At 65.1% G+C, this 25,402-nt stretch carries 27 protein-coding genes and 2 tRNA genes; 18 read left to right on the top strand and 11 right to left on the bottom strand.

Features of this window, described 5'->3' with window-relative positions:
* Positions 1-97 precede the first annotated feature (97 nt).
* From GM909_RS05750 to GM909_RS05740, 3 genes are all read right to left on the bottom strand, one after another.
* Positions 98-173 (bottom strand) — tRNA-Arg (locus GM909_RS05750).
* A 16-nt stretch (positions 174-189) separates the two neighbouring features.
* Entirely contained in the window at positions 190-495 is a 306-nt protein-coding gene (locus tag GM909_RS05745; protein WP_157015247.1) for an ETC complex I subunit, read from the bottom strand.
* A gap of 46 nt (positions 496-541) precedes the next feature.
* A tRNA-Pro gene (locus tag GM909_RS05740) sits at positions 542-618 on the bottom strand.
* 170 nt (positions 619-788) lie between these two features.
* On the opposite strand from GM909_RS05740, the gene GM909_RS05735 reads away from it, so the two are divergent.
* From GM909_RS05735 to GM909_RS05720, 4 genes are all read left to right on the top strand, one after another.
* The gene (locus GM909_RS05735; RefSeq protein ID WP_157015246.1) at positions 789-2,045 is read left to right on the top strand and encodes a YcaO-like family protein; all 1,257 of its coding nucleotides are present in this window, start codon (positions 789-791) and stop codon (positions 2,043-2,045) included.
* Positions 2,042-3,370: a TfuA-like protein gene (locus GM909_RS05730; RefSeq protein WP_157015245.1), complete on the top strand. Its 1,329-nt coding sequence runs from the start codon at positions 2,042-2,044 to the stop codon at positions 3,368-3,370. Before GM909_RS05735 ends, GM909_RS05730 begins: the two co-directional genes overlap by 4 nt.
* A gap of 155 nt (positions 3,371-3,525) precedes the next feature.
* Positions 3,526-4,914, top strand: coding sequence for a gluzincin family metallopeptidase (locus GM909_RS05725; RefSeq protein ID WP_198174137.1), 1,389 nt, complete (start codon positions 3,526-3,528; stop codon positions 4,912-4,914).
* A gap of 30 nt (positions 4,915-4,944) precedes the next feature.
* Positions 4,945-5,586: a hypothetical protein gene (locus tag GM909_RS05720; protein ID WP_157015244.1), complete on the top strand. Its 642-nt coding sequence runs from the start codon at positions 4,945-4,947 to the stop codon at positions 5,584-5,586.
* Between the two features lie 35 nt (positions 5,587-5,621).
* Here the strand turns inward: GM909_RS05720 and GM909_RS05715 are convergent, their stop codons facing one another.
* From GM909_RS05715 to GM909_RS05700, 4 genes are all read right to left on the bottom strand, one after another.
* Positions 5,622-7,427 carry an adenylate/guanylate cyclase domain-containing protein gene (locus GM909_RS05715; protein ID WP_157015243.1) on the bottom strand — a complete coding sequence of 602 codons (1,806 nt, stop codon included), beginning with the start codon at positions 7,425-7,427 and terminating at the stop codon, positions 5,622-5,624.
* A gap of 132 nt (positions 7,428-7,559) precedes the next feature.
* Positions 7,560-8,276, bottom strand: a complete 717-nt coding sequence (hdaA, locus tag GM909_RS05710) for a DnaA regulatory inactivator HdaA (RefSeq protein WP_157015242.1) — start codon at positions 8,274-8,276, stop codon at positions 7,560-7,562.
* A 1-nt stretch (position 8,277) separates the two neighbouring features.
* On the bottom strand, positions 8,278-9,417 hold the full coding sequence (locus tag GM909_RS05705; RefSeq protein WP_157015241.1) for an AI-2E family transporter: 1,140 nt from the start codon (positions 9,415-9,417) through the stop codon (positions 8,278-8,280).
* Complete coding sequence (locus tag GM909_RS05700; protein WP_157015240.1) at positions 9,389-9,946, bottom strand: CDP-alcohol phosphatidyltransferase family protein; 558 nt, start codon at positions 9,944-9,946, stop codon at positions 9,389-9,391. Before GM909_RS05700 ends, GM909_RS05705 begins: the two co-directional genes overlap by 29 nt.
* Before the next feature lie 205 nt (positions 9,947-10,151).
* Between GM909_RS05700 and purM the strand changes: the two genes are divergently transcribed.
* Genes purM through GM909_RS05685 form a run of 3 tightly spaced genes read left to right on the top strand, consistent with a single transcriptional unit; the run spans position 10,152 to position 12,468 of the window.
* Positions 10,152-11,216 (top strand): phosphoribosylformylglycinamidine cyclo-ligase, encoded by a 1,065-nt coding sequence (gene purM / locus GM909_RS05695; protein WP_157015239.1) that lies wholly within the window; start codon positions 10,152-10,154, stop codon positions 11,214-11,216.
* Positions 11,213-11,920 carry a phosphoribosylglycinamide formyltransferase gene (purN, locus tag GM909_RS05690; RefSeq protein WP_157015238.1) on the top strand — a complete coding sequence of 236 codons (708 nt, stop codon included), beginning with the start codon at positions 11,213-11,215 and terminating at the stop codon, positions 11,918-11,920. Before purM ends, purN begins: the two co-directional genes overlap by 4 nt.
* 26 nt (positions 11,921-11,946) lie before the next feature.
* A complete protein-coding gene (locus GM909_RS05685; protein ID WP_157015237.1) occupies positions 11,947-12,468 on the top strand; it encodes a SixA phosphatase family protein in 522 nt (173 codons plus the stop codon).
* 8 nt (positions 12,469-12,476) lie between these two features.
* Here GM909_RS05685 and GM909_RS05680 read toward each other — a convergent pair whose 3' ends face one another.
* The 3 genes from GM909_RS05680 to GM909_RS05670 all read right to left on the bottom strand — a co-directional run bounded on the left by GM909_RS05680 (position 12,477) and on the right by GM909_RS05670 (position 16,176).
* Positions 12,477-12,950 carry a VOC family protein gene (locus tag GM909_RS05680; protein ID WP_198174142.1) on the bottom strand — a complete coding sequence of 158 codons (474 nt, stop codon included), beginning with the start codon at positions 12,948-12,950 and terminating at the stop codon, positions 12,477-12,479.
* Between the two features lie 231 nt (positions 12,951-13,181).
* Complete coding sequence (locus GM909_RS05675; protein ID WP_157015235.1) at positions 13,182-13,985, bottom strand: endonuclease/exonuclease/phosphatase family protein; 804 nt, start codon at positions 13,983-13,985, stop codon at positions 13,182-13,184.
* Between the two features lie 70 nt (positions 13,986-14,055).
* Positions 14,056-16,176, bottom strand: a complete 2,121-nt coding sequence (locus GM909_RS05670; RefSeq protein ID WP_157015234.1) for a molybdopterin oxidoreductase family protein — start codon at positions 16,174-16,176, stop codon at positions 14,056-14,058.
* A 110-nt stretch (positions 16,177-16,286) separates the two neighbouring features.
* On the opposite strand from GM909_RS05670, the gene GM909_RS05665 reads away from it, so the two are divergent.
* The 4 genes from GM909_RS05665 (at position 16,287) to GM909_RS05650 (ending at position 19,035) form a co-directional block, all read left to right on the top strand.
* Complete coding sequence (locus GM909_RS05665) at positions 16,287-17,147, top strand: 23S rRNA (adenine(2030)-N(6))-methyltransferase RlmJ (RefSeq protein ID WP_157015233.1); 861 nt, start codon at positions 16,287-16,289, stop codon at positions 17,145-17,147.
* A 74-nt stretch (positions 17,148-17,221) separates the two neighbouring features.
* A complete protein-coding gene (locus GM909_RS05660) occupies positions 17,222-17,671 on the top strand; it encodes a hypothetical protein (protein WP_157015232.1) in 450 nt (149 codons plus the stop codon).
* Between the two features lie 12 nt (positions 17,672-17,683).
* Positions 17,684-18,382 (top strand): ribonuclease T2 family protein, encoded by a 699-nt coding sequence (locus GM909_RS05655; RefSeq protein ID WP_157015231.1) that lies wholly within the window; start codon positions 17,684-17,686, stop codon positions 18,380-18,382.
* Between the two features lie 56 nt (positions 18,383-18,438).
* On the top strand, positions 18,439-19,035 hold the full coding sequence (locus tag GM909_RS05650) for a glutathione S-transferase family protein (protein WP_157015230.1): 597 nt from the start codon (positions 18,439-18,441) through the stop codon (positions 19,033-19,035).
* An 89-nt stretch (positions 19,036-19,124) separates the two neighbouring features.
* On the opposite strand, the gene GM909_RS05645 is transcribed toward GM909_RS05650, so the two are convergent.
* On the bottom strand, positions 19,125-19,790 hold the full coding sequence (locus tag GM909_RS05645) for an outer membrane protein (protein WP_157015229.1): 666 nt from the start codon (positions 19,788-19,790) through the stop codon (positions 19,125-19,127).
* A 45-nt stretch (positions 19,791-19,835) separates the two neighbouring features.
* On the opposite strand from GM909_RS05645, the gene GM909_RS05640 reads away from it, so the two are divergent.
* The 7 genes from GM909_RS05640 to GM909_RS05610 all read left to right on the top strand — a co-directional run bounded on the left by GM909_RS05640 (position 19,836) and on the right by GM909_RS05610 (position 25,390).
* Positions 19,836-20,096, top strand: coding sequence for a hypothetical protein (locus tag GM909_RS05640; protein ID WP_157015228.1), 261 nt, complete (start codon positions 19,836-19,838; stop codon positions 20,094-20,096).
* A gap of 120 nt (positions 20,097-20,216) precedes the next feature.
* Positions 20,217-20,981, top strand: coding sequence for an SDR family oxidoreductase (locus GM909_RS05635; RefSeq protein ID WP_157015227.1), 765 nt, complete (start codon positions 20,217-20,219; stop codon positions 20,979-20,981).
* Positions 20,982-21,010: 29 nt separating this feature from the next.
* Positions 21,011-22,990: an excinuclease ABC subunit UvrC gene (gene uvrC, locus GM909_RS05630; protein ID WP_407941252.1), complete on the top strand. Its 1,980-nt coding sequence runs from the start codon at positions 21,011-21,013 to the stop codon at positions 22,988-22,990.
* 108 nt (positions 22,991-23,098) lie between these two features.
* Entirely contained in the window at positions 23,099-23,689 is a 591-nt protein-coding gene (gene pgsA, locus GM909_RS05625) for a CDP-diacylglycerol--glycerol-3-phosphate 3-phosphatidyltransferase (protein WP_157015225.1), read from the top strand.
* Between the two features lie 11 nt (positions 23,690-23,700).
* Complete coding sequence (moaD, locus tag GM909_RS05620; RefSeq protein WP_157015224.1) at positions 23,701-23,952, top strand: molybdopterin converting factor subunit 1; 252 nt, start codon at positions 23,701-23,703, stop codon at positions 23,950-23,952.
* 3 nt (positions 23,953-23,955) lie between these two features.
* Positions 23,956-24,426 (top strand): molybdenum cofactor biosynthesis protein MoaE, encoded by a 471-nt coding sequence (locus GM909_RS05615; RefSeq protein WP_157015223.1) that lies wholly within the window; start codon positions 23,956-23,958, stop codon positions 24,424-24,426.
* 124 nt (positions 24,427-24,550) lie between these two features.
* Entirely contained in the window at positions 24,551-25,390 is an 840-nt protein-coding gene (locus GM909_RS05610) for a PAS domain-containing protein (RefSeq protein ID WP_157015222.1), read from the top strand.
* Positions 25,391-25,402 lie beyond the last annotated feature (12 nt).

Below are 25,402 nucleotides of genomic sequence, written 5' to 3'. Positions count from 1 at the left end.
AGACTGGAACCACTTCAAAACCCCTTCGGGCCGAAAGTGTTACCCATGTCTCCGATATAAACTGTAACCAATGTGTCCGGAACGGACCTGATTTTATTGGCGATCCCGGCAGGATTCGAACCTGCGACCATCGGCTTAGAAGGCCGGTGCTCTATCCACTGAGCTACGGGACCGCAGCCGCCGGACGAGTCAGTGCGTCCAAGGCACCTTGCGGTCATAGCGGAAATTTTCCGCGTAGGAAATCTGCCGCCGCTTGGGCTGATGCGGCTCCTGCAGCCGGTAGGGGATGCCGTGCTTCTTGGCGTAGGCCACGGCCTCGACCTGGGTGTCGAATACGAGCCTGATCTGGCTCTTCATGTCGCCGGAGCTCGTATAGCCCATCAAGGGGTCGATCTTGCGCGGCTGCTCGGGATCGAATTCGAGCACCCACTTGCCGGTCTTGGCCTTGCCGGACTGCATGGCGGTTTTGGCTGGGCTGAAGATGCGTGCAGACATTGATCCCTCATCCGTTTGACCCCGCGGCCGCCCTGCCAGCCGAAAATGGTCGGAGTGGCAGGATTCGAACCTGCGACCCTCTGGTCCCAAACCAGATGCGCTACCAGGCTGCGCTACACTCCGTGACCGCCAAGGCCGCCGGTTTCCATATGTTTTCGCCTCTCGTGGCGCAAGTCCTAATTTGCCGCCCGGACCTCGCCTGCCTCAACGACAATGCCGGAATCGACACGCAAGATAAGTAAGGTAAGCTGAAATGACCGCAATGGGGCGCGGCGGATCGGGAGAGAGGGGCGATGAAAAGCGGCAAGGCCGGCAATCAAGCTGCGGATCGCGGCGGCCAGTCCGACAACGCTTGCGGCAAGACGCCCAAGGCGCATGTCGAGGGCACGCATCGGTTGGTGTCGCCCGAAGAAACCTGGCGGCGTATCGAACCGCTTTTCCCGCGCTTCGGCATCACCCGGGTGGCCGATCTCACGGGTCTCGACCGCATCGGCCTGCCGGTCGCCGCGGCGGTCAGGCCGCAGTCGCGCTCGGTCGCCGTTTCGGCCGGCAAGGGGTTGAGCCTGGCGGCGGCGAAGGTTTCGGCCGCCATGGAGGCGATCGAATGCGCTCATGCAGAGACGATCGACCGGCCACTCGTCTTCGCCAGCCGCAGCGAGATCGCGGCCAGGCACAGGCCGGCCGATATTCTCGACCTGCCGCGTGTCGACGGCACGCGGCTGACCGCTGACACGCGCTTTCTGTGGATGGAGGCGATCGAGATCGCCACCGGCGAGCCGGTGATGGTGCCCTATGAACTGGTGCATGCGCATTACTGCCCCGACGCGTTGCCGGCGGCCGGCACGTTCCTGGCGACGACCAACGGCCTCGCCTCGGGCAACGCCTATGCCGAGGCCGTCTGCCACGGGCTGTTCGAGGTGATCGAGCGCGACGCGCTCAATCTGTGGGAACGCCTCGCCCCTCGCCAGCGCAACGACAGGCTCGTCGCGCACGCCTTCGCCGATGCGCCGCATCTCGGCGAAACGATGGAGCAGCTCGGCCGGGCCGGCTTCCAAATCGCCATCTGGGACATCACCTCGGATATCGGCGTGCCGGCCTTCCACTGCCTGATCGTCGACGAGCAGGACCCGGCCGGCCATCCCGGCACCGGCACCGGCTGCCACCCCGACAAGACCGTGGCGCTCTATCGCGCCCTTTCAGAAGCCGCCCAGGTGCGCGCGGTCTATATTTCGGGCGGGCGCGACGACATCACCCGGCGCGAATATCAAAGCGACCACATTCAGGCTTTCAGGCGGACGATCGAGGCCGGCGGCAAGGCGCCGCGGCGCGATTTCGCCGCCATCGCTTCCACGGAATACCACTATTTCGAGGACGACATCGCCTGGACGGCGCGGCGGCTCGAAGAGGTGGGCTGCGGGCCGATCCTCGTCGCCGATCTGTCGCTTCCCGATACCGGGATTTTCGTCGTGCGCGTCATCGTTCCGGGACTGGAAGGTCCGCCGGAGGCCAATGCCGTGGCCGGCCGGCGGGCGCAGGAGGCGGCGCGATGAACGATTTTGTCGTCTTCCTCGGACCTTCCCTGCCGCGCGACGAGGCCGCGGCCATCGCCGCCTTCGACTACCGGCCGCCGGCGGCGCAGGGCGACATCTACAGGGCAGTGCGCGGCGGCGCGCGGGCGATCGGGCTGGTCGACGGGCATTTCGAGGGTGTGCCGGCCGTCTGGCACAAGGAAATTCTCCATGCGCTGTCGCGCGGCGTGCATGTCTTCGGCGCATCGAGCATGGGCGCGCTGCGCGCCGCCGAGCTCGCGCCTTACGGAATGCGCGGCGTCGGGCGCATTGCCGAATGGTATGCGGCGGGCGCAATCGACGCCGACGACGAGGTGGCGCTGGTCCATGCGCCGGCCGAGATGGGCCATGTCGCGCTCAGCCTGCCGCTGGTCAATGTGCGCGCCACGCTCGACGAGGCGGTCGAAACCGCCCTGATCGATGCCGGGACGGCCGGGCATATCCTCCAGGTGGCGCGCGGCTTCCATTTCAAGCAGCGAAGCTGGAAGGCCGTGCTCGGGGCCGTGGAACTGCCGGAGAAAACCGCACGAACCTTCGGCGCATGGCTTCACACCCACGCGGTCGACCAGAAGCGGCTCGACGCGGAAGCGCTGATCGCGGCGATGGCCGATCTGGCGCGCGACTGGCCGGGGCCGCACCGGGCGGACTTTGCCTTCGAGCCGACCGACGCCTGGCTCGCCGGGGTCGAATATTTCGAGGCCGCTTCCGGTGTCAGCCATTTCGACCGCCGGGTGATCGACGCGGCGCGCCGTGACGTCGCCCGTTTCGAGCTGATCCTGGCGCGCGCCGCCGCCGCGCTGCTTGCCGGTGGTGACGGCGCCGCACCCCCGCCGCGCGCACGGCGCCTCGACCGCTTCCGCCTCGAACGCGGACTGACCGACCGCGCCGCCTATCAGGCCTGGCTTGGCGACAACGAGCTCGACGAGGCCGGCCTTGGCCGGCTCCTTGCCGCGCGCGACGCCGTCGCCTCGCTGGCCGGGCGCGACGGAGCCGCGCTCGAGGCCGCGCTCATCGGCGAGATCAAGCTCGACGGGATTTATGCGCCACTGGCCGAACAGGCGCGGCAGAAGGAGGCGCGGCTCAACCAGGCCGGGGCAGAACTGGCGGCCCATGATATTGCGCCGCGGCGCGCGGTCGAATGGTATTTCGAACAAAAGCTCGGCCGCCCCGCCCCGGATGATCTGGAGGACGCGCGGCGCATGCTGGCCCTGCCGGATATAGAGTCTCTCTACGAAATGGCAATGGAGGAATACTTACTCTCTAGTGGTTCGTTTCCAACATTTGCATCCCATTTGTATCGGCCCTGAGGGCAAATGTTGGAAACAAAAGAACCACTAGCAACTTTATGATTCTAGTGGAACATTTGAATTTGACATTCGATCTCTGGGGCGACATCGGGTGGGTATCGAATGTCAAATTCGTTCCACTAGACTTGTATAGAAATATTATATTAATATTGAATATGAGGAGAGGCGGAACAAAAGGTGATTATATTGGCGGGACGCGCTTTCGCGTCTATCCGCAGCCGCCTTTTTCCGACCCTGCCGCCCCGCCCGAAACGATCGAGATCTCCACGCCGGCGGGCCGGATGCGGGCCGGACCGGCGGATGAGCGCATGTATTTCGTCCGGCCGGTCGGCAAGGCCTATCCCTACGGCATCAATCGCGACCCGCGCGGCAGGCCGTTCTTTTTTCTGCCGCCCTGGACGGGACCGGCCGCACCGCCGGTCGAGCCGGGTCCGGACGGCCATTTCGATCATCTCGAGCCCGGCACGCCGGAATTCGAGGGGGCGCATCTCTTCGCCGTCACGCGCTTCGTCATGGATGTGTGGGAGCGCTATCTGGGCCATCCGATCCGCTGGCATTTCGGCGCCGATTTCGAGCAGCTGCAATTGAGCGTGCTGCCGAAATGGGACAACGGCCAGGTGGGCTACGGCTATCTGGAAGTGGGCAGCATCGAGCGCAGCGACGGCGCGCTCGTTCCCCTCGCGCTCAATTTCGACGTCATCGCGCACGAGCTCGGCCACGGGCTCATCTATTCCGAGGTCGGCCTGCCGGCGCTCGACGCGGAGAGCGGCGAATATTTCGGCTTCCACGAGGTGGCGGCCGACTGGGTGGCGATGATCGCGGCGCTGCATTTTTCCTCCGTCACCGGCGCTCTTCTGTCGACCACCAGCGGCAATCTCTACACCTATAACGCGCTCAACCGGTTCTCCGAATTCTCGTTGAACGAGGAGATCCGGCTGGCCAGCAACACGCTCAAGATGTCGGATTTCGCTGAAGGCTGGCGCGACGAGCACAAGCTGTCGCAACCGCTGTCGGGCGCGCTGTTCGACATTTTTGTCGACATCTTTCACGAGGCGCTGGTCGAGGTCGGCGCTATTCGGCGCACGCTGGAGGACCTGGCCGATGCGACCGAGAACCGGCCGGAGCTGGCGCCCGCCATGCAGGCGGAATTCGACGCCGCCTTCCTCGCCGATCCCGGCGCCTTCGTCTTCGCGCTCGAGGAGGCGCGCGACCTGACGGGCGATCTGCTGGTCGACGCCTGGCGCCGGCTGTCGCCCGACGATCTCACCTATGCTGATTTCGCCGACGCGATGATCGACGCCGATCTCGCGCTCACCGGCGGGGCGGCACAAAGGGTCATGCTGGACAATTTCCGCTGGCGCGAGATCGGCCTTGTCGAGGCCGGCCCGCGCATCGGGCCGCCCGGGCGGCACGCGCACGCCTTTTCGGCACGCACCGCCGTTCCCCAGGACGAGGCCGATATGTGGCCAATGTCATACAGGCAACGCCATTTACAGGCGATGATGCAGCGCGGCCGGTGCTGCGCGCGCATGCAAGGCAGCTAGAAGCACTTTGAGGCACTTGAAGGAGGGATCATGCCAAAAGAAACATTGCTAGGCCAATCGAGAATCTGGCTTTTTGGGCGGCCACTGGCCGATATCACGCTCAATCTGGAGGCCTTTGCGGAGGATACGAAAGACGCCGAGACGGACGAGGAGGCCGAACTTCCGCGCGGCGGCGAAAACCACTTCCTGCTCAACCAGCTTGCGCCGGCGGCGCCCCGGGACAAGAAGTCCAAGGACAAGCCGTTGCTGGCGCGCATCTACGCTTTCGGCTTCGAGGGCCAGATCTTCGACATGACGCGCCCGGCGATCTTCCTGGTCCATGGCAAGGGCAAGAACCCGGAGGGTCCGAAAAGCCGCGTTCCCGAAGAATTCGGCGACCTCGACCACATACCGCCGCATACGGGACGCACCGGCGTTGCCTCGCAGACGGGTCATTTCGCCAAGGGCATCAAGGTCTGGGCCTATGATCGCGCCGACTTCACCATGCGCCTCGATGTCGAGAACGGATCGTTCGACGCGGTGCTGCTGGAGGCCGAACTGGGCGATCCGACGGGACAGTCCGCAGGGTCGTTCGTACGGTCCGCCGGGTCCTTTGCGCGCTCAGCAGGGTCGTTTGTGCGGTCGGCGGGATCATTCGTCCGGCCGCGACGCCGGCGTGACGATTCAGAATAGAATCGGAAAAGTGGCAGGGGCTGAGCCTCGCTGGCTTACAGCCCCGCCTTCTTCAGGCCCTGGACAAAGTGATCGATAACCTCCGGCGTGTCTGGAATGATCTTGCCCCAGCGCTCTGCATCGAAATCGGGCTGAGCGGCGCGCACCATATCGGCCTCGCGCCGGGCGTCTTCCAAGCGGCCGAGATGTGCATAGCACGCCGCAAGAATTCGGCGCCCCTGCTGGACATTGTTCATCTTTAGGACACTCTTGATCGCGTCCTCGTACTCGTGGAGCTTCATATAGGCGCCGGCCATGTCCCAGAGATACTGGTCCGGATAAAATGGATTGAGCCGCATGGCGCGCTTGAAATGCTCCAGCGCTTCCCCCGGATGGCCCGAATGGCTCAGTGCGTCGGCCATCTCGGCGATGATGGTGGCGTCATTGGGGTTGAGCGACAGGGCGCGGCGATAGGAGGCAAGCGAACGCTCGTGCTCCTTGCGGTAGAGCATTGCGAAGCCGAGCTCGGCATGGCCGCGCGCGTCGTTGGGGTCGGCGCGCACAGCCTGCACGGCGATGTCGAAGGCGCGTTCCAGCTTGCTCTCCGAATCGGGGCTCCAGGAGTGGCGCCATTCGAGGCTGCTTACCCTGGACAGGCCGGCATAGGCGCGGGCATAGCGCGGGCTTTCCAGGATGCTGCGTTCGTAGAATTCGCGCGCCGCGGCGTTGTCGTTCGGCGTCAGGCTCAGGAGATGGTTCTGCGCCCTCAGCGCCAGGCCATAGGCATGCAGCGTTTCGGGGCGGGCGCTCGCCACGCGCCGGCGTTCCGCCTCCTCGATGCGCGCCGACATGACCGACACGGCGAGCTCGGCGATCTCGTCCTGCAGGGCGAAGATGTCTTCCAGCGGCCGGTCGTATTTTTCCGCCCACACCGTGTGTTCGTTCTCGGTGTTGGACAGTTCGATCGACACGCGCACCCTGTTGGACGTGCATCGGATGGAGCCTTGCGCCAGGTAGCGCGCGCCGAGCCGGCGCCCGATCTCCGAGACCGGCAGGTTCTGGTTGCGCATGGCGAAGGAGGAGGCCCGCGCGATCAGGTCGAGCGTGCGGAAATGGCTGAGACTGGTGATGATGTCGTCGGTCACGCCGTCGGCGAAATAATCCTGGTTGGGGTCGCCGGACAGATTGCGGAACGGCAGGACGGCGATCGACGGCACGTCGGACTGGCCGCCCGGCTCGGGCGCGATGTCGCTGGCGCTCGGGAGGGGAAGGGCGCGCGGCGTGGCCTTCAGCATGCCCACGGTGCCCTTGTGGACGCGGTAGAGACCGATCGGCTCTGCCATGTTGCGTCCGCGATGGGGGCCGAGATATTCGAAGCTGAAATCCGAGCGCCCCTGGATGGAACGATAGATGAGGTCGGAGGCGGCGACCCCGCCGACCGGCGTCACGCTCTGGATGCGCTCGGTCAGGTTGATGGCGTCGCCGAAGACACGGCTGCCGGACTGGTAGACCTCGCCCAGATGCACGCCGGCGCGAAAGCCGATCGACAGTCCATCGCCGGACGCGTTCTGTAACAGCACTTCCTGGAACTTCAGCGCGGCCGCGACGGCGTTGGCAACACTGTCGAAGACGGCGAGCGCGCAGTCACCGGCATAGTTCAGCACCTCGCCATGGGTGGCGCCGACCACCTCGACGAATGTGTCGAGGCTGCGCTCGATGGCCTGCATGGCGGCCATCTCGTTGTTGCTCATGGCGGCCGTGGAACCGACAGCATCGACGAGCACGATGGCCGACAGCCGCGACGTCGCCGGGCCTCTTTCAACTGCCGAAGTGTCTGTCGATCCGGATGGTTCCGAATTCATTCCTGTCCCGCCGCAAAATCCATTCTTCTCCCACCCGGAAACCCCGATTCACATATTATTACACGGACTGTAAGAGAAAAGCGACGCAACGTCATCAGATCGGCGTATGGCGCGCGGCGGGGTACACGCTATCTAAAGATCAAGCTCCGACTGCCCCGCGTCCAGCGCGCTGACGATCTCGGCGGCGAGCGCTCGGGTGATGCGGGCCTTGTGCTCGAGCGCGGCGCGGTCGAGCTTTTCCACCACCCGGCTGGCCGTTGACAGCGAGCGCTCAATGCGCGCGATCAGATAGTGCACGACATGCGGCTCGATCTGGATCTGCCGGTCGGCGAAGAGCTTGGTGATGACGCCGGCGAGCAGCAGGTCGTCGGGCTCTCCGATCTCGACCAGCGTCGCCGCGCGCAGGCGCGAGATGAGATCCGGCAGACCGGCGCGCCAGGCGAGCGGAAAATGGCGCGAGGTCAGCAACAGGCTGGTGCCGGCGGTGCGCACCTGGTTGATCAAGTGGAACAGCCCCGTCTCGTCGAGATGGCCCGGCTCGATGCCGTCGATGAGCACCGGATGCTCGCGTGCCGCCTCGATCGCGGCGGCGTCGATCGCCTCGGGCGCGGCGACTGCCGCCTGCGCCTTCTCGGCCCAGATGGCGGCCAGGTGCGATTTGCCCGAGCCGACCGGCCCGGCCAGCACGACGACGGGCGCCGTCCACTCCGGCCAGCGGTCGACGAGCCCCGCGGCGGCGGCGTTGGCCTGCGAGACGATCAGGTGCTCACGCGAAAGCCCGGTCGGGTGGCCGAGCTCAAGCGGCAATTGCCGCGGCTTTGCCCGTTCGCCGACCACTTTCGCGCCCATCCTATTCGGCTCCCGTCGCGTCCGTTTCGCCTTGGCCCTTGTACATCGGCGAGGCGAGGTACTTCTTGAGCGCGAAGCGCACCAGGACCGCCACGGCGGCCGATGACGGAACGGCCAGCAGCAGGCCGACGAAGCCGAACAACGAGCCGAAGGCGAAGAGCGCGAACATCAGCCAGACGGGATGCAGGCCGACGCTCTTGCCGACGAGCTTGGGCTGCAGAATGTTGCCTTCGATGAACTGGCCGCCGAAGAAGATGCAGGCGACGACGGCGACCATGAGCCAGTCGGGCCAGAACTGCACCGTCGCCACGCCCACCGACAGCACCAGGCCGACCAGCGAGCCGATATAGGGGATGAAGGAGATGAGCCCGGCGAAAAGGCCGATGAGCAAGCCGAAATTGAGCCCGACGACCGTCAGCCCGACGGCATAGATGACGCCCAGGATGATGCACAGCGTGCCCTGCCCGCGCACGAAGCCGGCGGTGGCCGCATTGATCTCGCGTGCCAGTTCGCGCACCGTCTCGACATGGTCGCGCGGCACCCAGCCGTCGATGGTGGCGATCATGCGGTCCCAATCGAGCAGCATGTAGAAGGCGACGACCGGCGTGACGACCAGCAGGCCGCCGAGATTGATCAGCGCCATCCCCGAGCTCCAGATCTGCTGGACCAGCCCGGTCAGGAAGCTGGCGCCTTCGGCCAGCAGCGTGCTCATCCCGTCGCGCAGATCCTGCGCGCTGACGCCGAGGACGCGCTCCAGCCATTGTGGGTCGAAATGGGTGAACAGCGACTGCAATTGCCCGAGATATTCGGGCACCCGCGCGGCAAATCCGGCAAGCTGCGAGGCCAGCACCGGAACGATGACCGTCAGCGCCAGCACGAGAACGACGATGAAGCCGATCAGGATGACGACCGTCGCGGCCAGGCGCGACAGGCCGTAGCGCTCCAGCCGGTCGGCGACCGGATCGAGGAAATAGGCGAGCGCCATGCCGGCGACGAAGGGCAGCAGGATGGAGCTGAAGACGAACAGGAACAGGACCAGCAAGGCGGCCGCGGCCAGCCAGAAGGCAACCTGACGGCGCAACGCCGCCGCCGAGGAGAAAACGGCGATGTCGTCAGCCTGTTTTGTTTTCGCTTTCGCCATAGCCGTTCATGTGTCTGAGCCAGGCCACGAGATAGGCCGCAGCGGAAGCCGCGGTCAAGAGCCCGCTGACGATCACGAGGATGAAGCGCGCCGGACCGAAGGCCGTGTCGAGCGTCAGCTCGGCCAGGACGAGCGCGGCGAGAACGATCTGCACGGCGGTATTGGCCTTGGACACCATGAGCGGCTTCATCGCCACCGGATTGCCCATGATGGTCGACAGGAGCACCGCGCCGATGATCAGCGCATCGCGCGAAACGGCCGCGATCACCAGCCACAGGGGAAGCTCGTCCATATAGCCGAGCATCACGAAAACCGAGACGAGCAGCAGCTTGTCGGCCACCGGGTCGAGATAGGCACCGAGTTCGGAACGCTGGTCGAAATGGCGGGCGACGAAACCGTCGACGCCGTCGGAAATGCCGGCGACCAGGAAGCCGGCGAGCGCCCAGCCCATCTCGCCGATGAGCAAGGCGAAGACGACCGCCGGTACGAGCAGGAACCGCAGAAGCGTGATCAGATTGGCTACGGTCAAGGCATTTGCTCCATATCCCGCCGGCACAGCGTGCCTGGACGATAGATGGCCGGTTTTGCAAATCCGTTCAAGCCGGTGTGCGCATCCCCTTTCGGGCTGTGCAAAACGCCGCGGGACGGCGGGCAGCGTTCACGATTGCTTGCAGCGCGCCGCCCTTCATGCGATGAGCGCCGGCACATGCACTGAGTTCGGGCAGGATCGCGGCATGAGCAAGCAGAAGAACGGCCTCACCTATGCCGATGCGGGTGTCGACATCGATGCCGGCAACGCGCTGGTGGACAAGATCAAGCCGCTGGTGAAGGCAACCCGCCGGCCCGGCGCCGACGGCGAGATCGGCGGCTTCGGCGGCCTCTTCGATCTCAAGGCGGCCGGCTTTTCCGACCCAATCCTGGTTGCGGCCAATGACGGCGTCGGCACCAAGCTGAAAGTGGCGATCGAGGCCGGCAAGCACGATACGGTCGGCATCGACCTCGTCGCCATGTGCGTCAACGATCTGGTGGTCCAGGGCGCCGAGCCGCTCTTCTTCCTCGACTATTTCGCCACCGGCAAGCTCGATCCTGACCAAGGCGCGGCGATCGTCGGCGGCATCGCCGAAGGCTGCCGGCGGGCCGGCTGCGCGCTGATCGGTGGCGAGACGGCCGAGATGCCCGGCATGTACGCCAAGAGCGATTACGACCTGGCCGGCTTCGCCGTCGGCGCGGCCGAGCGCGGCCAGTTGCTGCCGACCGACGACATCCATGAAGGCGACGTGATCCTGGGGCTCGCCTCGTCGGGCGTGCATTCCAACGGATTCTCCCTGGTGCGCCGCATCGTCGAGAAGTCCGGGCTTGCCTGGTCCGATCCCGCCCCCTTCGACAAGGACCGTTCGCTCGGCGAGGCGCTTCTGGAGCCGACGCGCATCTATGTGCGTTCGGTGCTATCGGCCATTCGCGGCACGCACGGGCTCAAGGCGCTGGCCCATATCACCGGCGGCGGCTTTCCCGAGAACATTCCGCGCGTGCTGACCGATGACTGGTCGGCCGAGCTCGACCTGGAGGCGATCGAGGCGCCGTCGGTCTTCGGCTGGCTGCAGAAAGCCGGTGGCGTTGCCGACACGGAAATGCTGCGCACCTTCAATTGCGGCATCGGCATGATCGCCGTCGTGGCCGCCGGCCAGGCCGCCCAGGTGGCGGCCGTGCTCAGCAAGGCCGGCGAGACGGTGACCTCGATCGGCCGCATCGTGCCGCGCCGCGACGTCGGCGTCATCTATCGCGGGTCGATCGAGCTATGACGAAGCGCAAACGCGTGGTGGTGCTGATGTCGGGCCGCGGCTCCAACATGGAGGCGCTGATGGCGGCCTGCGGCGAGCCCGACTATCCGGCCGAGATCGTCGGCGTGGTCGCCAATCGCGCGGAGGCGAAGGGCCTCGAGACGGCCCGCCGCGCGGGGATCGCGACCGCAGCCGTGCCGCACAGGGATTTTGCCGACCGCGCCGCCCATGAGGCGGCCGTCAGCGCCGCAATCGCCGAGTTCGAACCCGACCTCATCTGCCTCGCCGGCTATATGCGCATTCTCTCGGCCGGCTTCGTGCGGCAATGGAACGGCCGGATGATCAACATCCATCCCTCGCTCCTGCCGGCCTTTCCGGGCCTCCACACGCATCGCCGCGCCATCGAGACGGGCTGCCGCATCCATGGCTGCACGGTGCATTTCGTCACCGAGGTGATGGATGAAGGACCGATCATCGCCCAGGCGGCAGTGCCGGTGCTCGCGGACGACACCGACGATGCGTTGTCGCAGCGCGTGCTTGTCGCCGAGCATCAGCTCTATCCGCTCGCCCTGGCGCTGGTCGCGGCGGGCAGCGCGCGGGTCGAAGACGGTCGCGTTGTGCATGAAGGCGCAGTGCAGCCGCAAGCCGGCGTGGCGCGGCTTGTCTCGCCGCCCGGCTGGCGCGAAGCGGTCGACCTGGAAAAGCTGGCCCGCATGACGCCCTGAGGCAGGAAAGGCATGGTGATCGCGCGATGAAAACCCTTCTCCTGCTTCGCCACGCCAAATCGAGCTGGGACGACCCCACACTTCACGACAAGGACCGGCCGCTTGCGCCGCGCGGGCAAAGGGCCGCGCCGCTCATGGGGCGTTTTCTGGCCAGGAAGGGCTGGCTGGCCCAGCGTGTGCAAGTCTCCCCGGCAACGCGCACTCGCCAGACCTGGCAAGGGGTGGTCGCCGAACTGCCTTCCACCCCGCCTGCCTCCTATCCCGAGGCGCTTTACGAGACGGGGGCCGACGACATGCTGGACGAAATCCGCATGGTGCCTACCGGCATCACGACGCTGCTCGTCATCGGCCACAATCCCGGCATGGAGGACCTCGCCGTGGCGCTTTCCGGCAAGGGCTCCAATGCCAAGGCGCTCAAGCGCTTGCAGACGAAATTCCCGACCGCAGCGCTCGCCCGCTTCGAATTCGACGGCGACTGGGCGCAGCTGAAGGACGGCGCAGCGCGGCTCACCGACTTCGTAACGCCGGGAGAGGCCGTAGGGGCATAGATCCGTCGTCAGCCGCGCCGGGCCGCCTCAATCGTGGCGACGTCGATCTTTTTCATATCCATCATCGCGGCAAAGGCGCGTTTTGCTTCATCGCCGCCGGCAGCCATGGCTTCCATCAGCACGCGCGGCGTGATCTGCCACGAGATCCCCCATTTGTCCTTGCACCAACCGCACGCGCTTTCCTGTCCGCCATTGTCGACGATGGCGTTCCAGTAGCGGTCGGTCTCCTCCTGGTCATCGGTGGAGATCTGGAAGGAAAAGGCTTCGCTATGGGTGAATGTCGGCCCACCATTGAGGCCGAGGCAGGGGATGCCGGCAACGGTGAATTCGACCATCAGCACGTCGCCCTCCTTGCCGGACGGAAAATCGCCGGGGGCACGGTGAACGGCATTCAACGCGCTGTCGGGAAACGTCTCGGCGTAGAAGCGGGCCGCATCCTCGGCGTCCTTGTCGTACCACACACAGATCGTGTTCTTGGCCATCGCCATTGCATTCTCCTCCGCTCTTGAAGGCAGTCCCGGACCGGCGTCTCATGCATTCGGGACGTTGCCTTGACCTCAATGGCACAGCGCCAGCGTAGAATGCCGCCCTGCCCGGATGCAATCAGCGAGCGGCCCGCATCGGACCCGTCGCCGTTCGTTCCTGCCGATTGCTGACAATTCGTACCAGCCAGGATGGAGTGTGGTCATGGCCGGCATCGCCGCCCCCCTTCCCTACCCCATCTCCAGCATGAGCGGGCGGTGATCCGACACCTCCGGCTCTTCAACGACCTCGAAGCGGCATACCGTCACTGCGTCGCTGATGAGCATGTAGTCGGCGTAGCGCGGCGTCTTTTCATAATGCGATGTCCGCGTATCGGTATAGCCATGTTTGGTGACGAGGTCGCTGAGGCTGAGTTTTCCCAGCACGTCGAAGGTCACGCTTCCCGGCAGCACGTTGAAGTCGCCGCAGACGACGAGATGGTCGCCGTCGTGGCGCGTATGCGCAACCAGCCCGGCAAGCGCCTCGGCCTGGGTCCGGCGCGCCGGCGTGTCGTGCTTGCCCGCCGGATCGCGCAGCCCGTGCGTGTGGGCGATCACGACCGCGCGGCGCGCTTCATAGTCGAAGACCCGCACGGCATGCGCATTGCGGGCGCGCGGATGGCCGCCCCACCCGTCCGGCGCGAATGCTCCGTGGACGAAATCCTGCATCTGGCCGATCACCGGAAAACTCCGGCGCACGAAAGTCGCCAGCCCCCATTCGGAGGCAACCGGGGTTTCGTCGTCGAAAAGATCGCCGCAGGCGGCCGGGCAGAAGAAGGCCTGATGACCGGGCAGGACCTCGGCGACCTCGCGAAACAGGTCGGCACGCTGCCAAAGCGCCTTGTCCCCGTCCCTGTAGATCAGCCAGTCCGATTGCGTGTTTGGGCTGCGCGTCACTTCCTGCAGACACAAGATGTCCGGGTCGGTTGCCGCCAAATAGGGGACAAGGCGGTCGTGCAGTCTTCCGCCCCAGGCGTTCAACGACAGAACGCGCATCTATCGGCTCCGTGTTGGTGCCAGACTGTCTTTCGGGCACGCCCACCGGGACGATCCCGCTTAAACGCCCCTACTCCGCCTTCTTCACCCACACATGGTTGTCGTGGAAGGCCGCACCGCCATAGGGCGCGGGCGCGTCGGCACCGGTCAGCACGTTGATGCCCTCGCCGCGCTCATGCGCGCCGTTCGGCCATATTCCTTCAGCGATGACGACGCCGCGCTTCAGCCCGGCAAAAAGCTTCGCGTGCAGCACGATCTCGCCGCGCTCATTGCCGATCTCGACGCGCTCGCCATCGGCCAGACCGAGTTGTGCTGCATCGTCGGGATGGATCTGCAGTTCCGGCCGGCCCTCCTTCTTCTGCGAGGCCGGTGTTTCGGCAAAGGTCGAATTGAGAAAGGAGCGCGCAGGCGAGGTGGCAAGGCGGAAGGGATGCGCCGCATCCGCCGTCTCGATCACGTCGACATGGTCGGGAAAGGCCGGCAGCCGATCATGCGGGCCGAAGGCGCCAAGCGTTTCCGGCGGCTTGGCCGGTGCTGCCTGGCCCGTCCAGTCGGGCCGGAAACGGAACCTGCCGTCGGCATGGCCGAAGCCGTTGATGAAATGCGCGGTGTCGAAATCAGGCTGCATGTCGGCCCAGCGCTCTTCGGCAAAAGTGTCGAAATCGCCCAGGCCACGTTTGGCCAGCATATGGTCGATATGCTCGCGCGCGCTCATGCCGAAGCCCGGCAGATCGGCGACGCCGAGGCGTTTTGCGAGTTCCTCGATGACGAAGACATTCTCCCGCGGGCCGACACCGTCGACCTGCGGCGGCTCGACGAGCTTCGGGCCCAGAACGATGTGCTGATGGCCGCCGCCGCGATAGATGTCGTCATGTTCGAGAAACATCGTCGCCGGCAACACGACATCGGCGAGCCTTGCCGTGTCGGTCATGAACTGCTCGTGCACGCAGGCAAAAAGATCGTCGCGCAGGAAACCGCGCTTTACCAGCCGCTGTTCGGGCGCGACATTGGCCGGGTTGGTGTTCTGGATCAGCATCGCCGTCACCGGCGGCCCGTGGCGCAGGGCCTCGGCGTCGCCGGTCAGCACACGGCCGATCTGCGACTGGTCGAGAGTGCGGATTTCCGGATCGGCAAATGAACGCCCCTCGACCAGCGACTTGTCGATCTTGAAGATGTCGGAATTGGAGTGGAAGGCGCCGCCGCCCTCATACTGCCAGGCACCGGTGACCGAGGCGATCGACATGGCCGCATGCATGTTGACCGCGCCGTTGCGCTGGCGCGAAAAGCCGTAGCCGAGGCGGAAATAGGTGCGCTTCGTCGTGCCCACCAACCGGGCGAAGGCCTCGATCTCGTCCACTGAGAGCCCGGTGATCGCCGCCGCCCATTCAGGCGTGCGGGCCTCGAGATGCGCTTCGAGACCGCGCGGATCGTCGGTGTATTTGTCCAGATAAGAGCGGTCGGCGAGCCCGTCGCGGAAAAGCACATGCATGACCGCGCAGGCAAGTGCCGCGTCGGTGCCGGGCTTCAAGACGAGCGCCATGTCGGCCTGCTTGGCCGTGGCGTTCTCGTAGACATCGATGACGACGATCTTCGCGCCGCGTTCCTTGCGCGCGCGCACGGCATGCGTCATCACATTGACCTGGGTGGCGACCGCATTGGTGCCCCAGATGACGACGCAATCCGATTTCGCCATCTCGCGCGGGTCGGGGCCACGCAAGGCACCGGCGCCCATCATCCAGCCGGTCCAGGCCAGATTGGTGCAGATCGAGCCGAAAAAGCCTGAATATTTCCTGGCGTGGCGCAGCCGCTCAATGGAATCGCGCTGCACCAGCCCCATCGTGCCGGCATAGAAATAGGGCCAGACGGTTTCGCTGCCGTGGTTTGCCTCGGCGGCGAGGAATTTTTCGGCGACGAGGTCGAGCGCGGCCTCCCAACTCGCCTCCTTCCATTGCCCCTCGCCCTTGGCGCCGGCGCGCACCAGCGGCTTCATCAGGCGGTCGGGGTGATGCAGGCGCTCGGCATAGCGCGCGACCTTGGCGCAGACGACGCCGGCGGTGTAGCTGTTGTCCTTCGCCCCGTGCACGCGCCCGATGCGGTTGCCGTCGAGCAGTTCGACGTCGAGCGCGCAGGTCGAGGGACAATCGTGCGGACAGGCCGAATGGCCTATGCGGATAGTGGCGTGCTGGTTCATGGCGCGCAAACTACCGTGTTTGCCCGCGTCCGTGTAGACGGTGAAGCCGAAAAGATTTGATCCAATCCATCGCCTGTGCTGATGGGAAGATCGAACGCGAGAGCAGCGGCATGAACTATCGACACGCCTACCATGCGGGCAATTTCGCCGACGTGCTCAAGCACGTCGTCATCACCCGTATCGTCGAGTACCTGAAGCGCAAGGACAAGGCTTTTCGCGTGATCGACACGCATGCCGGGCGCGGCGTCTACGACCTGTCGTCGGACGAAGCGCAGAAGACCGGCGAATGGCGCGAAGGGATCGGCCGAATCACGGAAACCACGCCGCCCGACGACGCGGCGGCGTTGATGAAGCCCTATCTCGACGCGGTCGCCGCGCTGAACGAAGAAGGCGGCATACGGCATTATCCGGGTTCGCCCGTGCTGACGCGGGCGCTCCTGCGCCGCCAGGACCGGCTGACGGCGATCGAACTGCACACGGAAGACGCCGCGGCGCTCAGGGACAGGTTCGCCGGCGACCACCAGGCGCGCATCATAGAATTGGACGGCTGGCTGGCGCTCGGCGCCCATGTGCCGCCGAAGGAAAAACGCGGCCTGGTGCTGGTCGACCCGCCCTTCGAGAAGGAGGGCGAGTTCGAGCGTCTCGCAAACGGGCTTGCCAGGGCGCATCGGCGCTGGCCGGGCGGCATCTATGCCTTATGGTATCCGATCAAGGACGTTGCCGCTGTTGCCCGCTTCCGTGAGGCGCTGGCGCAGTCGGGCATTGCCAGGATCCTCGACATCAGCCTGATGATCCGGGAGCCGTCGGCCGAGCCCCGTCTCGACGGCTCGGGCATGATCGTGGTCAACCCGCCCTACACGCTGGAGGCCGAACTTTCGGTGCTTGTGCCCTTTCTGCACGACAGGCTTGCCCGGGCGCGCGGGGCGCCTTCGTCCGTCCAATGGCTGACCGGAGAGGAAGACAAGGCTTGACCGGACCGGCCCCGGCAAGCACATTGCACTGCGTAACGGCGATCAGCCACAATCGGAACGTAAACAGGCCTGTCATGACCCGTCTTCTTTCGTCCGCCCTCGCCGCTCTGCTCGCTCTCGGCGTCAGTGCTGCCGCGCCGCTGCCAACGATGGCGGCCGACATGCCGGCAGCAACAACCTATCAGGCGACCTATCCCAGCGCATGCACCGAGGGCTGGGTGCTGCGGGCGATCAGCCAGCGCTTCCGCCATCAGGTGCGCCATGTGCCGAACCTGCCCGATGTCGGGATCAGCGACTTCCAGGGCATCTACACGAACCGCTATCTACCGGCCGGCGAGGACCGGCCGATCGGGCGCACCTATTGCGGTGCGACGGCACTCATGTCCGACGGACGCGGCCGCAACATCTGGTATCTCGTCGAAGAGGGCCAGGGCTTTGCCTCGATCGGCGACAATGTCGAATTCTGCGTCGCCGGATTCGATCGCTGGTTTGTCTATAACGGCCTTTGCCGGGTTCTTCATTAGGCCCTTGACTGCATGAGGGCGAGTGTGCGCCTGGCAGTGCTTGTCGGAATGCTTTTGTCGGCCACGCTCGCAGCAGGCTGTGAAGAGGCCGGCGACACATTTGTGGCAGGAGATACCGGCCGATCGCTGCCGATCGGCGAGGGTTTCGATTTCTACGTCCTGTCGCTGTCCTGGTCGCCCAGCTATTGCGCGGCCGAAGGCGCCGACGCCAATCGGCAGCAATGCGGCTCGGGCCGCCCCTATGCCTTCGTCGTTCACGGGCTGTGGCCGCAATTCGAGCGCGGCTATCCCGAATATTGCGCCCTCGCCGACCGCGACGTCCCGTCGGCCGAGATCAAGGGCCTGCTGCCGATCATGCCGTCGGCCGGGCTGATACGCCATCAATGGGTGAAGCACGGTTCGTGTGCGGGTCTGTCGCGCGAAGAGTATTTCGCCGTATTGCGCGCCGCCCACGACGCCGTCGTCATTCCGCAGGACTTTCGACATGCCGCCGATTATCGCACGATCGAGCCGAAGCGGGTCGAGCAGGCCTTCCTCGAGGCCAATCCCGATCTTGATGCCGACGGTATCGCGGTGACCTGCGACAGGCGCTATCTGCGTGAAGTGCGCATCTGCCTGACCAGGGATCTCCAGTTTCGCGCCTGCGAGGAGGTGGACAGGCGCGGCTGTAAACGCCGTGAGGCCGTCATGCCGCCTCAGCGCGGCGGGTGACGGGCCGCAGATGAGCATCTTCCTTCCCGCTGCATTCACCAACCAGGATATTTCTCATGGACAAGCTGCTTTATGCACCTCCCTCTCCCTACAGCGCCAAGGTGCGCATGGCCGCCACATGGGCCGGCATCCCCTTCGAGGCGGTGACGGTCGACACCAATGCCGAACCGGCGCTGCTGATCGACGCCAACCCGCTCGGCAAGATACCGACATGGGTGATCGATGACGGTCAGGCGCTTTTCGACAGCCGGACGATCATGCAGCACCTCAATCGCGAATCGAAGAACGCCCTTTTTCCGCGCAACGCGAAGAAGCGGCTCGAGGCGGAACGGCTGGAGGCGCTCGCCGACGGGCTGGCCGATTGCCTTCTGGCCCATGTCTACGAGCGGCGCTTCCACCCGCCGGAAAAGCAGCATCAGCCCTGGCTCGACAAGCAGTGGGCGAAGGCCGAGCGGGCGCTCGACTACCTCAACGCAAACCTGCCGCGGCTCGGCAAGAAACCGGATGGCGGCCAGATCGCGCTCAGGGCAGTGCTGGGTTATCTCGAACTGCGCTTTGCCGGACAATGGGAGCGCCGGCGCTCCAAGCTCACGCGCTGGGCCAGGCGTTTTGACGAGCGCTTTCCCGAAATCGCCGCGCTGGTGCCGCAATAGTCGGAACAGTTGTGTCCGCTGCAGCGGCCAACGAAAAAGGCCGGGCGCGACGCCCCGGCCTTTGTTGATCGCGGTAAACGGCTCTGAAATCAGAAGCGCATACCGACGCCGAAGAGAACCTTGTTCTCCTTGGAGTCGAACGACTGCGTGCCGAGCGACGTATTGAAGTCCTCCGAGCCGTAGTCGGTGTAGCGGTATTCGCCGCGTGCGAAGACCTGCTCGGTGAGCTTGATGTCGGTGCCGGCGCCCACGGTGTAGCCCAGCATGGTGTTGGTATCCGACATGATCGGATCCTTGACTTCCATGCGGGTCGCCGCACCGCCCGCCGTGCCGTAGATCAGCACGTTGTCGGACACGGCCATGCCGATGCGCGCGCGCAACGAACCATCGATGCCTTTCTCCGACGAGAAGCCGCGGTCTTCACCGTCCATGCCGTTATAGCCGACATCGCCTTCGACGCCGTAGACCAGCATGCCGCTCTGTCCCTGCCAGCCGGCAAAGCCGCCGCCGACAAAGCCGTCGGTATCGATGTCGCCGACATCGCCTTCATCCTTGCCGCTGAAGCCGTAGCCGAGCTGGATACCGGCATAGGGGCCGGCCCAGGATGCGACCGGGACCTGCTCGACGGGAAGCGGTGACGGTGCCGGCGGCTGTTCGACGATGGCATCGGCGGCAAAGGCCTGTCCGACACCGAACAGGGCTGCAATGCCAAACGCTGCGGCCGCAGGCCGTGCGAGATTATTCTTGGCTCTCATACAAATGCTCCTTAGCCAATCACGAGAGCTATGAGGCTCTCATACTTGAACGCTCCGACCGGCCGCGGGAGTGACGACCGTTTTCGGATGGGGCGAATGTGGTGCGCAATTGCGGCGTCACCGGACCTGAAAATGGGTGATTGCCCGGCATGGAAATGGCAGAAAGATGACGTGACCGATCTGCAACAGGCGGCCCGGCCGTGGCTCTCCAACTTCTTCCGCGACCGCACCGTTCGGCCGCGAAACCGCTGGACTCATTTCATTTTTTTCCAAGCAAGCTTCGGCGGGCAAACGCCACGCAAATGACAGGATTGCTGCAGCGCGTCACCGGCGGCGCTTTTGCATCTCGACTTCGCCACATATATGTCTGCCAGGTTAATGCCCGCGCCCGGCGCGGGTCGGACAAAAGCATTTTCGGGATCTGCAATGGCCGACATTGAAGCAGTCGCTCTGGTGACGGGCGGCGCCAGACGAATCGGAGCAGCCATCGTGCGCGACCTGGTACGCAACGGTTTTGCCGTGGCGGTGCACTGCCACGGCTCGCTCGCCGAGGCCGGGGACGTGGTCGCCGCTGTGGAGGCCGAGGGCGGACGATGCGCTGTGCTTGCCGCCGACCTCGAAGACACCGGTGCCTGCGCCGATCTCGTCGAGCGCGCGGGCGCAGCACTCGGACCCGTGCGGCTCCTGGTCAACAACGCCTCGGTATTCGAGGACGACAATGCGCTGACGCCGGACTGGACACTGTGGGACCGCCATTTCGCCCTGCATGTCAAGGCGCCTGTCGCGCTCACCGCGGCGCTGGCCCGGCAACTGCCGGACGCTGCTGACGGGCTCGTGGTCAACATCATCGACCAGCGGGTCTGGAAGCTCACCCCGCAATTCTTTTCCTACACGCTGTCGAAATCGGCGCTTTGGACCGCGACGCGGACACTGGCCCAGGCACACGCCCCGCGCCTGCGCGTCAACGCGATCGGCCCCGGGCCGACGCTTGCCAACACCCGCCAGGACGCAGACGACTTCGCCGCGCAGATTTCCGCCTTGCCGTTGCGCAAGAGCCCCATGCTGACAGAATTCGGCCGCACGATACGCTATTTCTGGGACACGCCCTCGCTGACGGGGCAGATGGTCGCCCTCGACGGCGGACAGCATCTTGCATGGCAGACCGCCGATGTTGCAGGCATACGTGAATGAACCCGACCAACGAACATCCGAACGACGACATGAGCGGTGACACCGCGCCCGAGACCGGGACAACGGCCACCGGCGCAACACGGACCCTGGACATCCAGTGGGACGGCGCCGCCGGCGACAGTGCGCGCGACGGCAAGACCGGCCCGGACGTCATCGCCACCTTCGTCAAGCACCTGCCCAACGCGCCCGGCGTCTATCGCATGATGAACGCCGCCGGCGACGTGCTTTATGTCGGCAAGGCGCGCAGCCTGAAAAAGCGTGTCGCCAATTATGCGCAGGGCCGCGGCCACACCAACCGTATCGCGCGCATGATCCGCGAGACGGCGACGATGGAATTCGTCGTCACCCATACGGAGATCGAGGCGCTGCTGCTTGAAGCGAATCTTATCAAGCGCTTGCGCCCGCGATTTAACGTCCTGCTTCGCGACGACAAATCCTTTCCCTATATTCTGCTGACGGGCGATCACAAGGCGCCGGGTATTTTCAAGCATCGCGGCGCACGCTCGCGCAAGGGCGACTATTTCGGTCCCTTCGCCTCGGCCGGCGCGGTCGGGCGCACGATCAATGCGCTGCAGCGCGCCTTCCTTCTGCGCACCTGCACCGATTCGGTCTTCGACAGCCGGACCAGGCCCTGCCTGCTCTATCAGATCAAGCGTTGCTCCGGCCCGTGCACGGGCGAGATCGGCGAGGCCGCCTATGGCGAACTCGTGTCGGAGGCGCGCGACTTCCTCTCCGGCAAGAGCCGGAAAGTGAAGTCGGAAATATCGAGCGCCATGCAGGACGCGGCCGAAACGCTCGATTTCGAGCGCGCCGCCATGCTGCGCGACCGTCTCGCCGCGCTCAGCCATGTGCAGAGCCACCAGGGCGTCAACCCGCGCTCGGTCGAGGAAGCCGACGTTTTCGCCATCCATCAGGACGGCGGCCAGGTCTGCATCGAGGTCTTCTTCTTCCGCACCGGCCAGAACTGGGGCAATCGCGCCTATTTTCCCAAGGCCGACCCGGCACTTGAGCCCGCGCAGGTTCTGGGAGCATTCCTGGCCCAGTTCTACGACGACAAGCCCTGCCCGCGCCTGATCCTGCTGTCGCATGCGGTGGAGGAACAGGACCTTCTGACCGAGGCGCTGGCGACGCGGGCCGGCCGCAGGGTCACGATCTCGGTGCCGCGGCGCGGCGAAAAGAAGGACCTTGTCGACCACGCGGTGCAGAATGCCCGCGAGGCGCTCGGCCGGCGCCTCGCCGAAACCTCCTCGCAGGCGCGCCTGCTCGAAGGGCTCGCCGAAACCTTCGGCCTCGAAAGGCCGCCGCGCCGCATCGAGGTCTACGACAATTCACATATAATGGGCACCAATGCCGTCGGTGCGATGATCGTGGCCGGGCCGGAAGGCTTCGTCAAAGGCCAGTACCGAAAGTTCAACATCCGCTCGGCCGACATAACGCCCGGCGATGATTTCGCGATGATGCGCGAGGTCATGGAACGGCGCTTCGGCCGCCTTCTCAAGGAACACGGCCCGCCGGACGGCAACGGCGACGAGGCGGAGGAAGAACGCTTCCCCGCCTGGCCCGACCTGATCCTCATCGACGGCGGCCAGGGGCAGATGTCGGCCGTGCGCCCGGTCCTCGACACGCTCGGCGCCAGCCAGTGGGTGACGGCGGTCGGCGTGGCAAAGGGCATGGACCGCGAGGCGGGGCGCGAGCGCTTTTTCATGGAGGGCCGGCCGCCCTTCACCCTGCCGCCGCGCGATCCGGTACTCTACTTCGTCCAGCGCCTGCGCGACGAGGCGCACCGCTTCGCCATCGGCTCGCACCGTGCCCGGCGCAAGAAGGAGATGACCACGAACCCGCTCGACGAAATCGATGGCATCGGGCCGGCGCGCAAGCGTGCCCTCCTGCATCATTTCGGCACCGCCAAGGCGGTGAGCCGCGCCGGCGTGGAGGACCTTGTAGCGGTCGAAGGTATCTCGGAGGCCATGGCGCGCCACATTTACGAGCATTTCCATGACAATGCTTAGGCCGGGGCTTAGCCCGAGACGCCATATGGACCGGGGTGGGCATTGTCCGCTTGACCCGAGGGCCAAGGTTCTGATTTGACTTAAGCGTCCCGAAGGAACCTCTCGACCATGGCCAACCGCGCATTCAACGTCCCGAACCTGCTGACTTACGCGCGGATTCTGGCGGTTCCGCTGATCGTTCTGTGCTTTTTCCTCGAAGGACGCCTGCGCTCGAGCGACTTTGCGCGGTGGTCGGCGCTCGCCATCTTCCTGGCCGCCAGCATCACGGACTATCTCGACGGCTACCTGGCGCGCATCTGGCAGCAGACGTCCAATATCGGCAAGATGCTCGACCCGATCGCCGACAAGCTTCTGGTGGCAACCTGCCTGCTGCTGCTTGCCGCCGACACCGACCGGACAATCGCCGGCTGGTCGCTGTGGGCCGCCATCATCATCCTGTGCCGGGAAATCCTTGTCTCGGGCCTGCGCGAATATCTGGCGGAGCTGAAGGTCTCCGTGCCGGTCACACGGCTGGCGAAGTGGAAGACGGCGATCCAGATGTTCGCCATCGGTTTCCTGCTGGTCGGACCGGCCGGCGAAAAGCTGGTTCCCTACACGGTCGAGATCGGCATCACCCTCCTGTGGGTCTCGGCGCTCGTCACGCTATATACGGGCTATGACTATTTCCGCGCCGGCCTGAAGCACATCATCGACGAATGACGGAGCGCGCCATGAAGCTGGTCTATTTCGCATGGGTGCGCGAGCGCATCGGAAAGGCCGAGGAAGAAATCGCGCTTCCCGCCGAAATCGGCACGGTGGGCGACCTGCTCTCGTGGCTACAGACACGCGGCGCGACTTATGAGGCCGCGCTGCAGCACCCCGAGACAATCAGGGTCGCCATCGACCACGAGCATGTGGAGCATCACGCCCCGCTTTCGGGGGCATCGGAAATCGCGCTCTTTCCGCCGATGACGGGGGGATAGACCGTGAGCCGGCCAGCCGCGCCCCAGGTCAGGATACAAAAGGGCGATTTCGACATCGCCGCCGAGATCGCCGCGCTCTCGACCGGCCGCACCGACATCGGTGCGGTGGTGACCTTTTCGGGCATTTGCCGCGACGACGGCGGGCGCCTGTCAGCCCTGGAACTGGAACATTATCCAGGCATGGCCGAAGCCGAGATCGAGCGCATCGCGCGCCAGGCGACCGACCGTTGGCCGCTGACCCATCTGACCGTCATTCATCGCTTCGGCGTCATCACACCGGGCGAGAACATCGTGCTCGTTCTGACCGCTTCGACGCATCGCGAAGCCGCATTCGATGCCGCCGCCTTCGTCATGGATTTCCTGAAGACACGGGCCCCCTTCTGGAAGAAGGAACATTTGAAGGACGGCAGCAAGGGGAACTGGATCGAGGCGCGCGAGACGGACGACGCATCGGCCCGGCGCTGGCGCGGCTGACAGCCCCAGGAAATGCCGTCGCGTCACCCGTCCTTAACCATGCCGGCAATACGCTGGTCCAATTAGCGGTTTTGAAAGTAGCCCAACCTAGCGTGCCTCGATCAGACGGATCGGTGCAATCGGGATGGACGGCACAATCATCAATTGGGGGACGCTCGCCGGCCAGGCCTGGCCCGGCCTCGCAGCCTTGGTGACCCTGACGGCGTTGGGCACGGTGTGCCACGCCAACCGCCGGGCCCGCAAACTGGCCGAGGACCACCGAAACGCCACCCTCCTGATGGATAATCTGTCAGAGGGCATCTACCGTTCCTCGCTCGACGGCAAGCTTCTGACCGTGAACGATGCGCTGGTCCGCATGAACGGTTACGAGTCCAAGCAGCAGATGCTTGACGCCCCTACCGACATCGCATCGGAGTGCTACGTCCGCCCCGAACGCTGCGGGCAGTTTCGCGACATGCTCTTGCGCGACGGCGTGGTGAAGGACTTCGTCTCCGAAATCTACCGGCACAAGACGCGCGAACGCATCTGGATCATCGAATCGGCCCGGATCGTGCGCGATTTCAGGACCGGCCGGGCGCTCTACTATGAAGGCTCGGTGCGTGAATATTCGGACACAATGAAGCGGCTGCAACTCGAGGAACAGTTCCAGAAGCTGACGCGAAATCTGCCCGGCGGCCTCTTTCAGGTCACCGTTCAGGCCAGCGGCAGGACGAAAGTGGTCTATCTCAGCGAAGGGTTCTTCGAAACGCTCGGCATGCCGACGCGGGAGATTATCGAGTCTGCCGAGCGATTTCGGCGCCGCGTCCATCCCGACGACCGCAGACGGTTTCTGGCCGTCGTTCGTGACGCGCAGGACCGGCTTCGTCCACTTGATCACGAATTCCGCATCATGGACATGCAGGAACGCGAACGCTGGCTGCGCATGATCGCGCGGCCGGAGCGGTCGGGCGACGCAATCACGTGACACGGCTATCTC

It is taken from the genome of Mesorhizobium xinjiangense (assembly GCF_009749525.1).
GTDB lineage: Bacteria > Pseudomonadota > Alphaproteobacteria > Rhizobiales > Rhizobiaceae > Mangrovimarina > Mangrovimarina xinjiangensis.
Note: the sequence above shows the minus strand (reverse complement) of the source record. Positions and strands in the feature narration are given on the sequence as shown.

What these genes read in the sequence shown, in the direction of transcription:
- GM909_RS05745 (WP_157015247.1), bottom strand. Translation starts at nt 495, where the DNA reads ATGTCTGCACGCATCTTCAGCCCAGCCAAAACCGCCATGCAGTCCGGC.
- GM909_RS05735 (WP_157015246.1), top strand. Translation starts at nt 789, where the DNA reads ATGAAAAGCGGCAAGGCCGGCAATCAAGCTGCGGATCGCGGCGGCCAG.
- GM909_RS05730 (WP_157015245.1), top strand. Translation starts at nt 2,042, where the DNA reads ATGAACGATTTTGTCGTCTTCCTCGGACCTTCCCTGCCGCGCGACGAG.
- GM909_RS05725 (WP_198174137.1), top strand. Translation starts at nt 3,526, where the DNA reads ATGAGGAGAGGCGGAACAAAAGGTGATTATATTGGCGGGACGCGCTTT.
- GM909_RS05720 (WP_157015244.1), top strand. Translation starts at nt 4,945, where the DNA reads ATGCCAAAAGAAACATTGCTAGGCCAATCGAGAATCTGGCTTTTTGGG.
- GM909_RS05715 (WP_157015243.1), bottom strand. Translation starts at nt 7,427, where the DNA reads ATGAATTCGGAACCATCCGGATCGACAGACACTTCGGCAGTTGAAAGA.
- hdaA (WP_157015242.1), bottom strand. Translation starts at nt 8,276, where the DNA reads ATGGGCGCGAAAGTGGTCGGCGAACGGGCAAAGCCGCGGCAATTGCCG.
- GM909_RS05705 (WP_157015241.1), bottom strand. Translation starts at nt 9,417, where the DNA reads ATGGCGAAAGCGAAAACAAAACAGGCTGACGACATCGCCGTTTTCTCC.
- purM (WP_157015239.1), top strand. Translation starts at nt 10,152, where the DNA reads ATGAGCAAGCAGAAGAACGGCCTCACCTATGCCGATGCGGGTGTCGAC.
- purN (WP_157015238.1), top strand. Translation starts at nt 11,213, where the DNA reads ATGACGAAGCGCAAACGCGTGGTGGTGCTGATGTCGGGCCGCGGCTCC.
- GM909_RS05685 (WP_157015237.1), top strand. Translation starts at nt 11,947, where the DNA reads ATGAAAACCCTTCTCCTGCTTCGCCACGCCAAATCGAGCTGGGACGAC.
- GM909_RS05680 (WP_198174142.1), bottom strand. Translation starts at nt 12,950, where the DNA reads ATGGCCAAGAACACGATCTGTGTGTGGTACGACAAGGACGCCGAGGAT.
- GM909_RS05675 (WP_157015235.1), bottom strand. Translation starts at nt 13,985, where the DNA reads ATGCGCGTTCTGTCGTTGAACGCCTGGGGCGGAAGACTGCACGACCGC.
- GM909_RS05670 (WP_157015234.1), bottom strand. Translation starts at nt 16,176, where the DNA reads ATGAACCAGCACGCCACTATCCGCATAGGCCATTCGGCCTGTCCGCAC.
- GM909_RS05665 (WP_157015233.1), top strand. Translation starts at nt 16,287, where the DNA reads ATGAACTATCGACACGCCTACCATGCGGGCAATTTCGCCGACGTGCTC.
- GM909_RS05660 (WP_157015232.1), top strand. Translation starts at nt 17,222, where the DNA reads ATGACCCGTCTTCTTTCGTCCGCCCTCGCCGCTCTGCTCGCTCTCGGC.
- GM909_RS05655 (WP_157015231.1), top strand. Translation starts at nt 17,684, where the DNA reads ATGAGGGCGAGTGTGCGCCTGGCAGTGCTTGTCGGAATGCTTTTGTCG.
- GM909_RS05650 (WP_157015230.1), top strand. Translation starts at nt 18,439, where the DNA reads ATGGACAAGCTGCTTTATGCACCTCCCTCTCCCTACAGCGCCAAGGTG.
- GM909_RS05645 (WP_157015229.1), bottom strand. Translation starts at nt 19,790, where the DNA reads ATGAGAGCCAAGAATAATCTCGCACGGCCTGCGGCCGCAGCGTTTGGC.
- GM909_RS05635 (WP_157015227.1), top strand. Translation starts at nt 20,217, where the DNA reads ATGGCCGACATTGAAGCAGTCGCTCTGGTGACGGGCGGCGCCAGACGA.
- uvrC (WP_407941252.1), top strand. Translation starts at nt 21,011, where the DNA reads ATGAGCGGTGACACCGCGCCCGAGACCGGGACAACGGCCACCGGCGCA.
- pgsA (WP_157015225.1), top strand. Translation starts at nt 23,099, where the DNA reads ATGGCCAACCGCGCATTCAACGTCCCGAACCTGCTGACTTACGCGCGG.
- moaD (WP_157015224.1), top strand. Translation starts at nt 23,701, where the DNA reads ATGAAGCTGGTCTATTTCGCATGGGTGCGCGAGCGCATCGGAAAGGCC.
- GM909_RS05610 (WP_157015222.1), top strand. Translation starts at nt 24,551, where the DNA reads ATGGACGGCACAATCATCAATTGGGGGACGCTCGCCGGCCAGGCCTGG.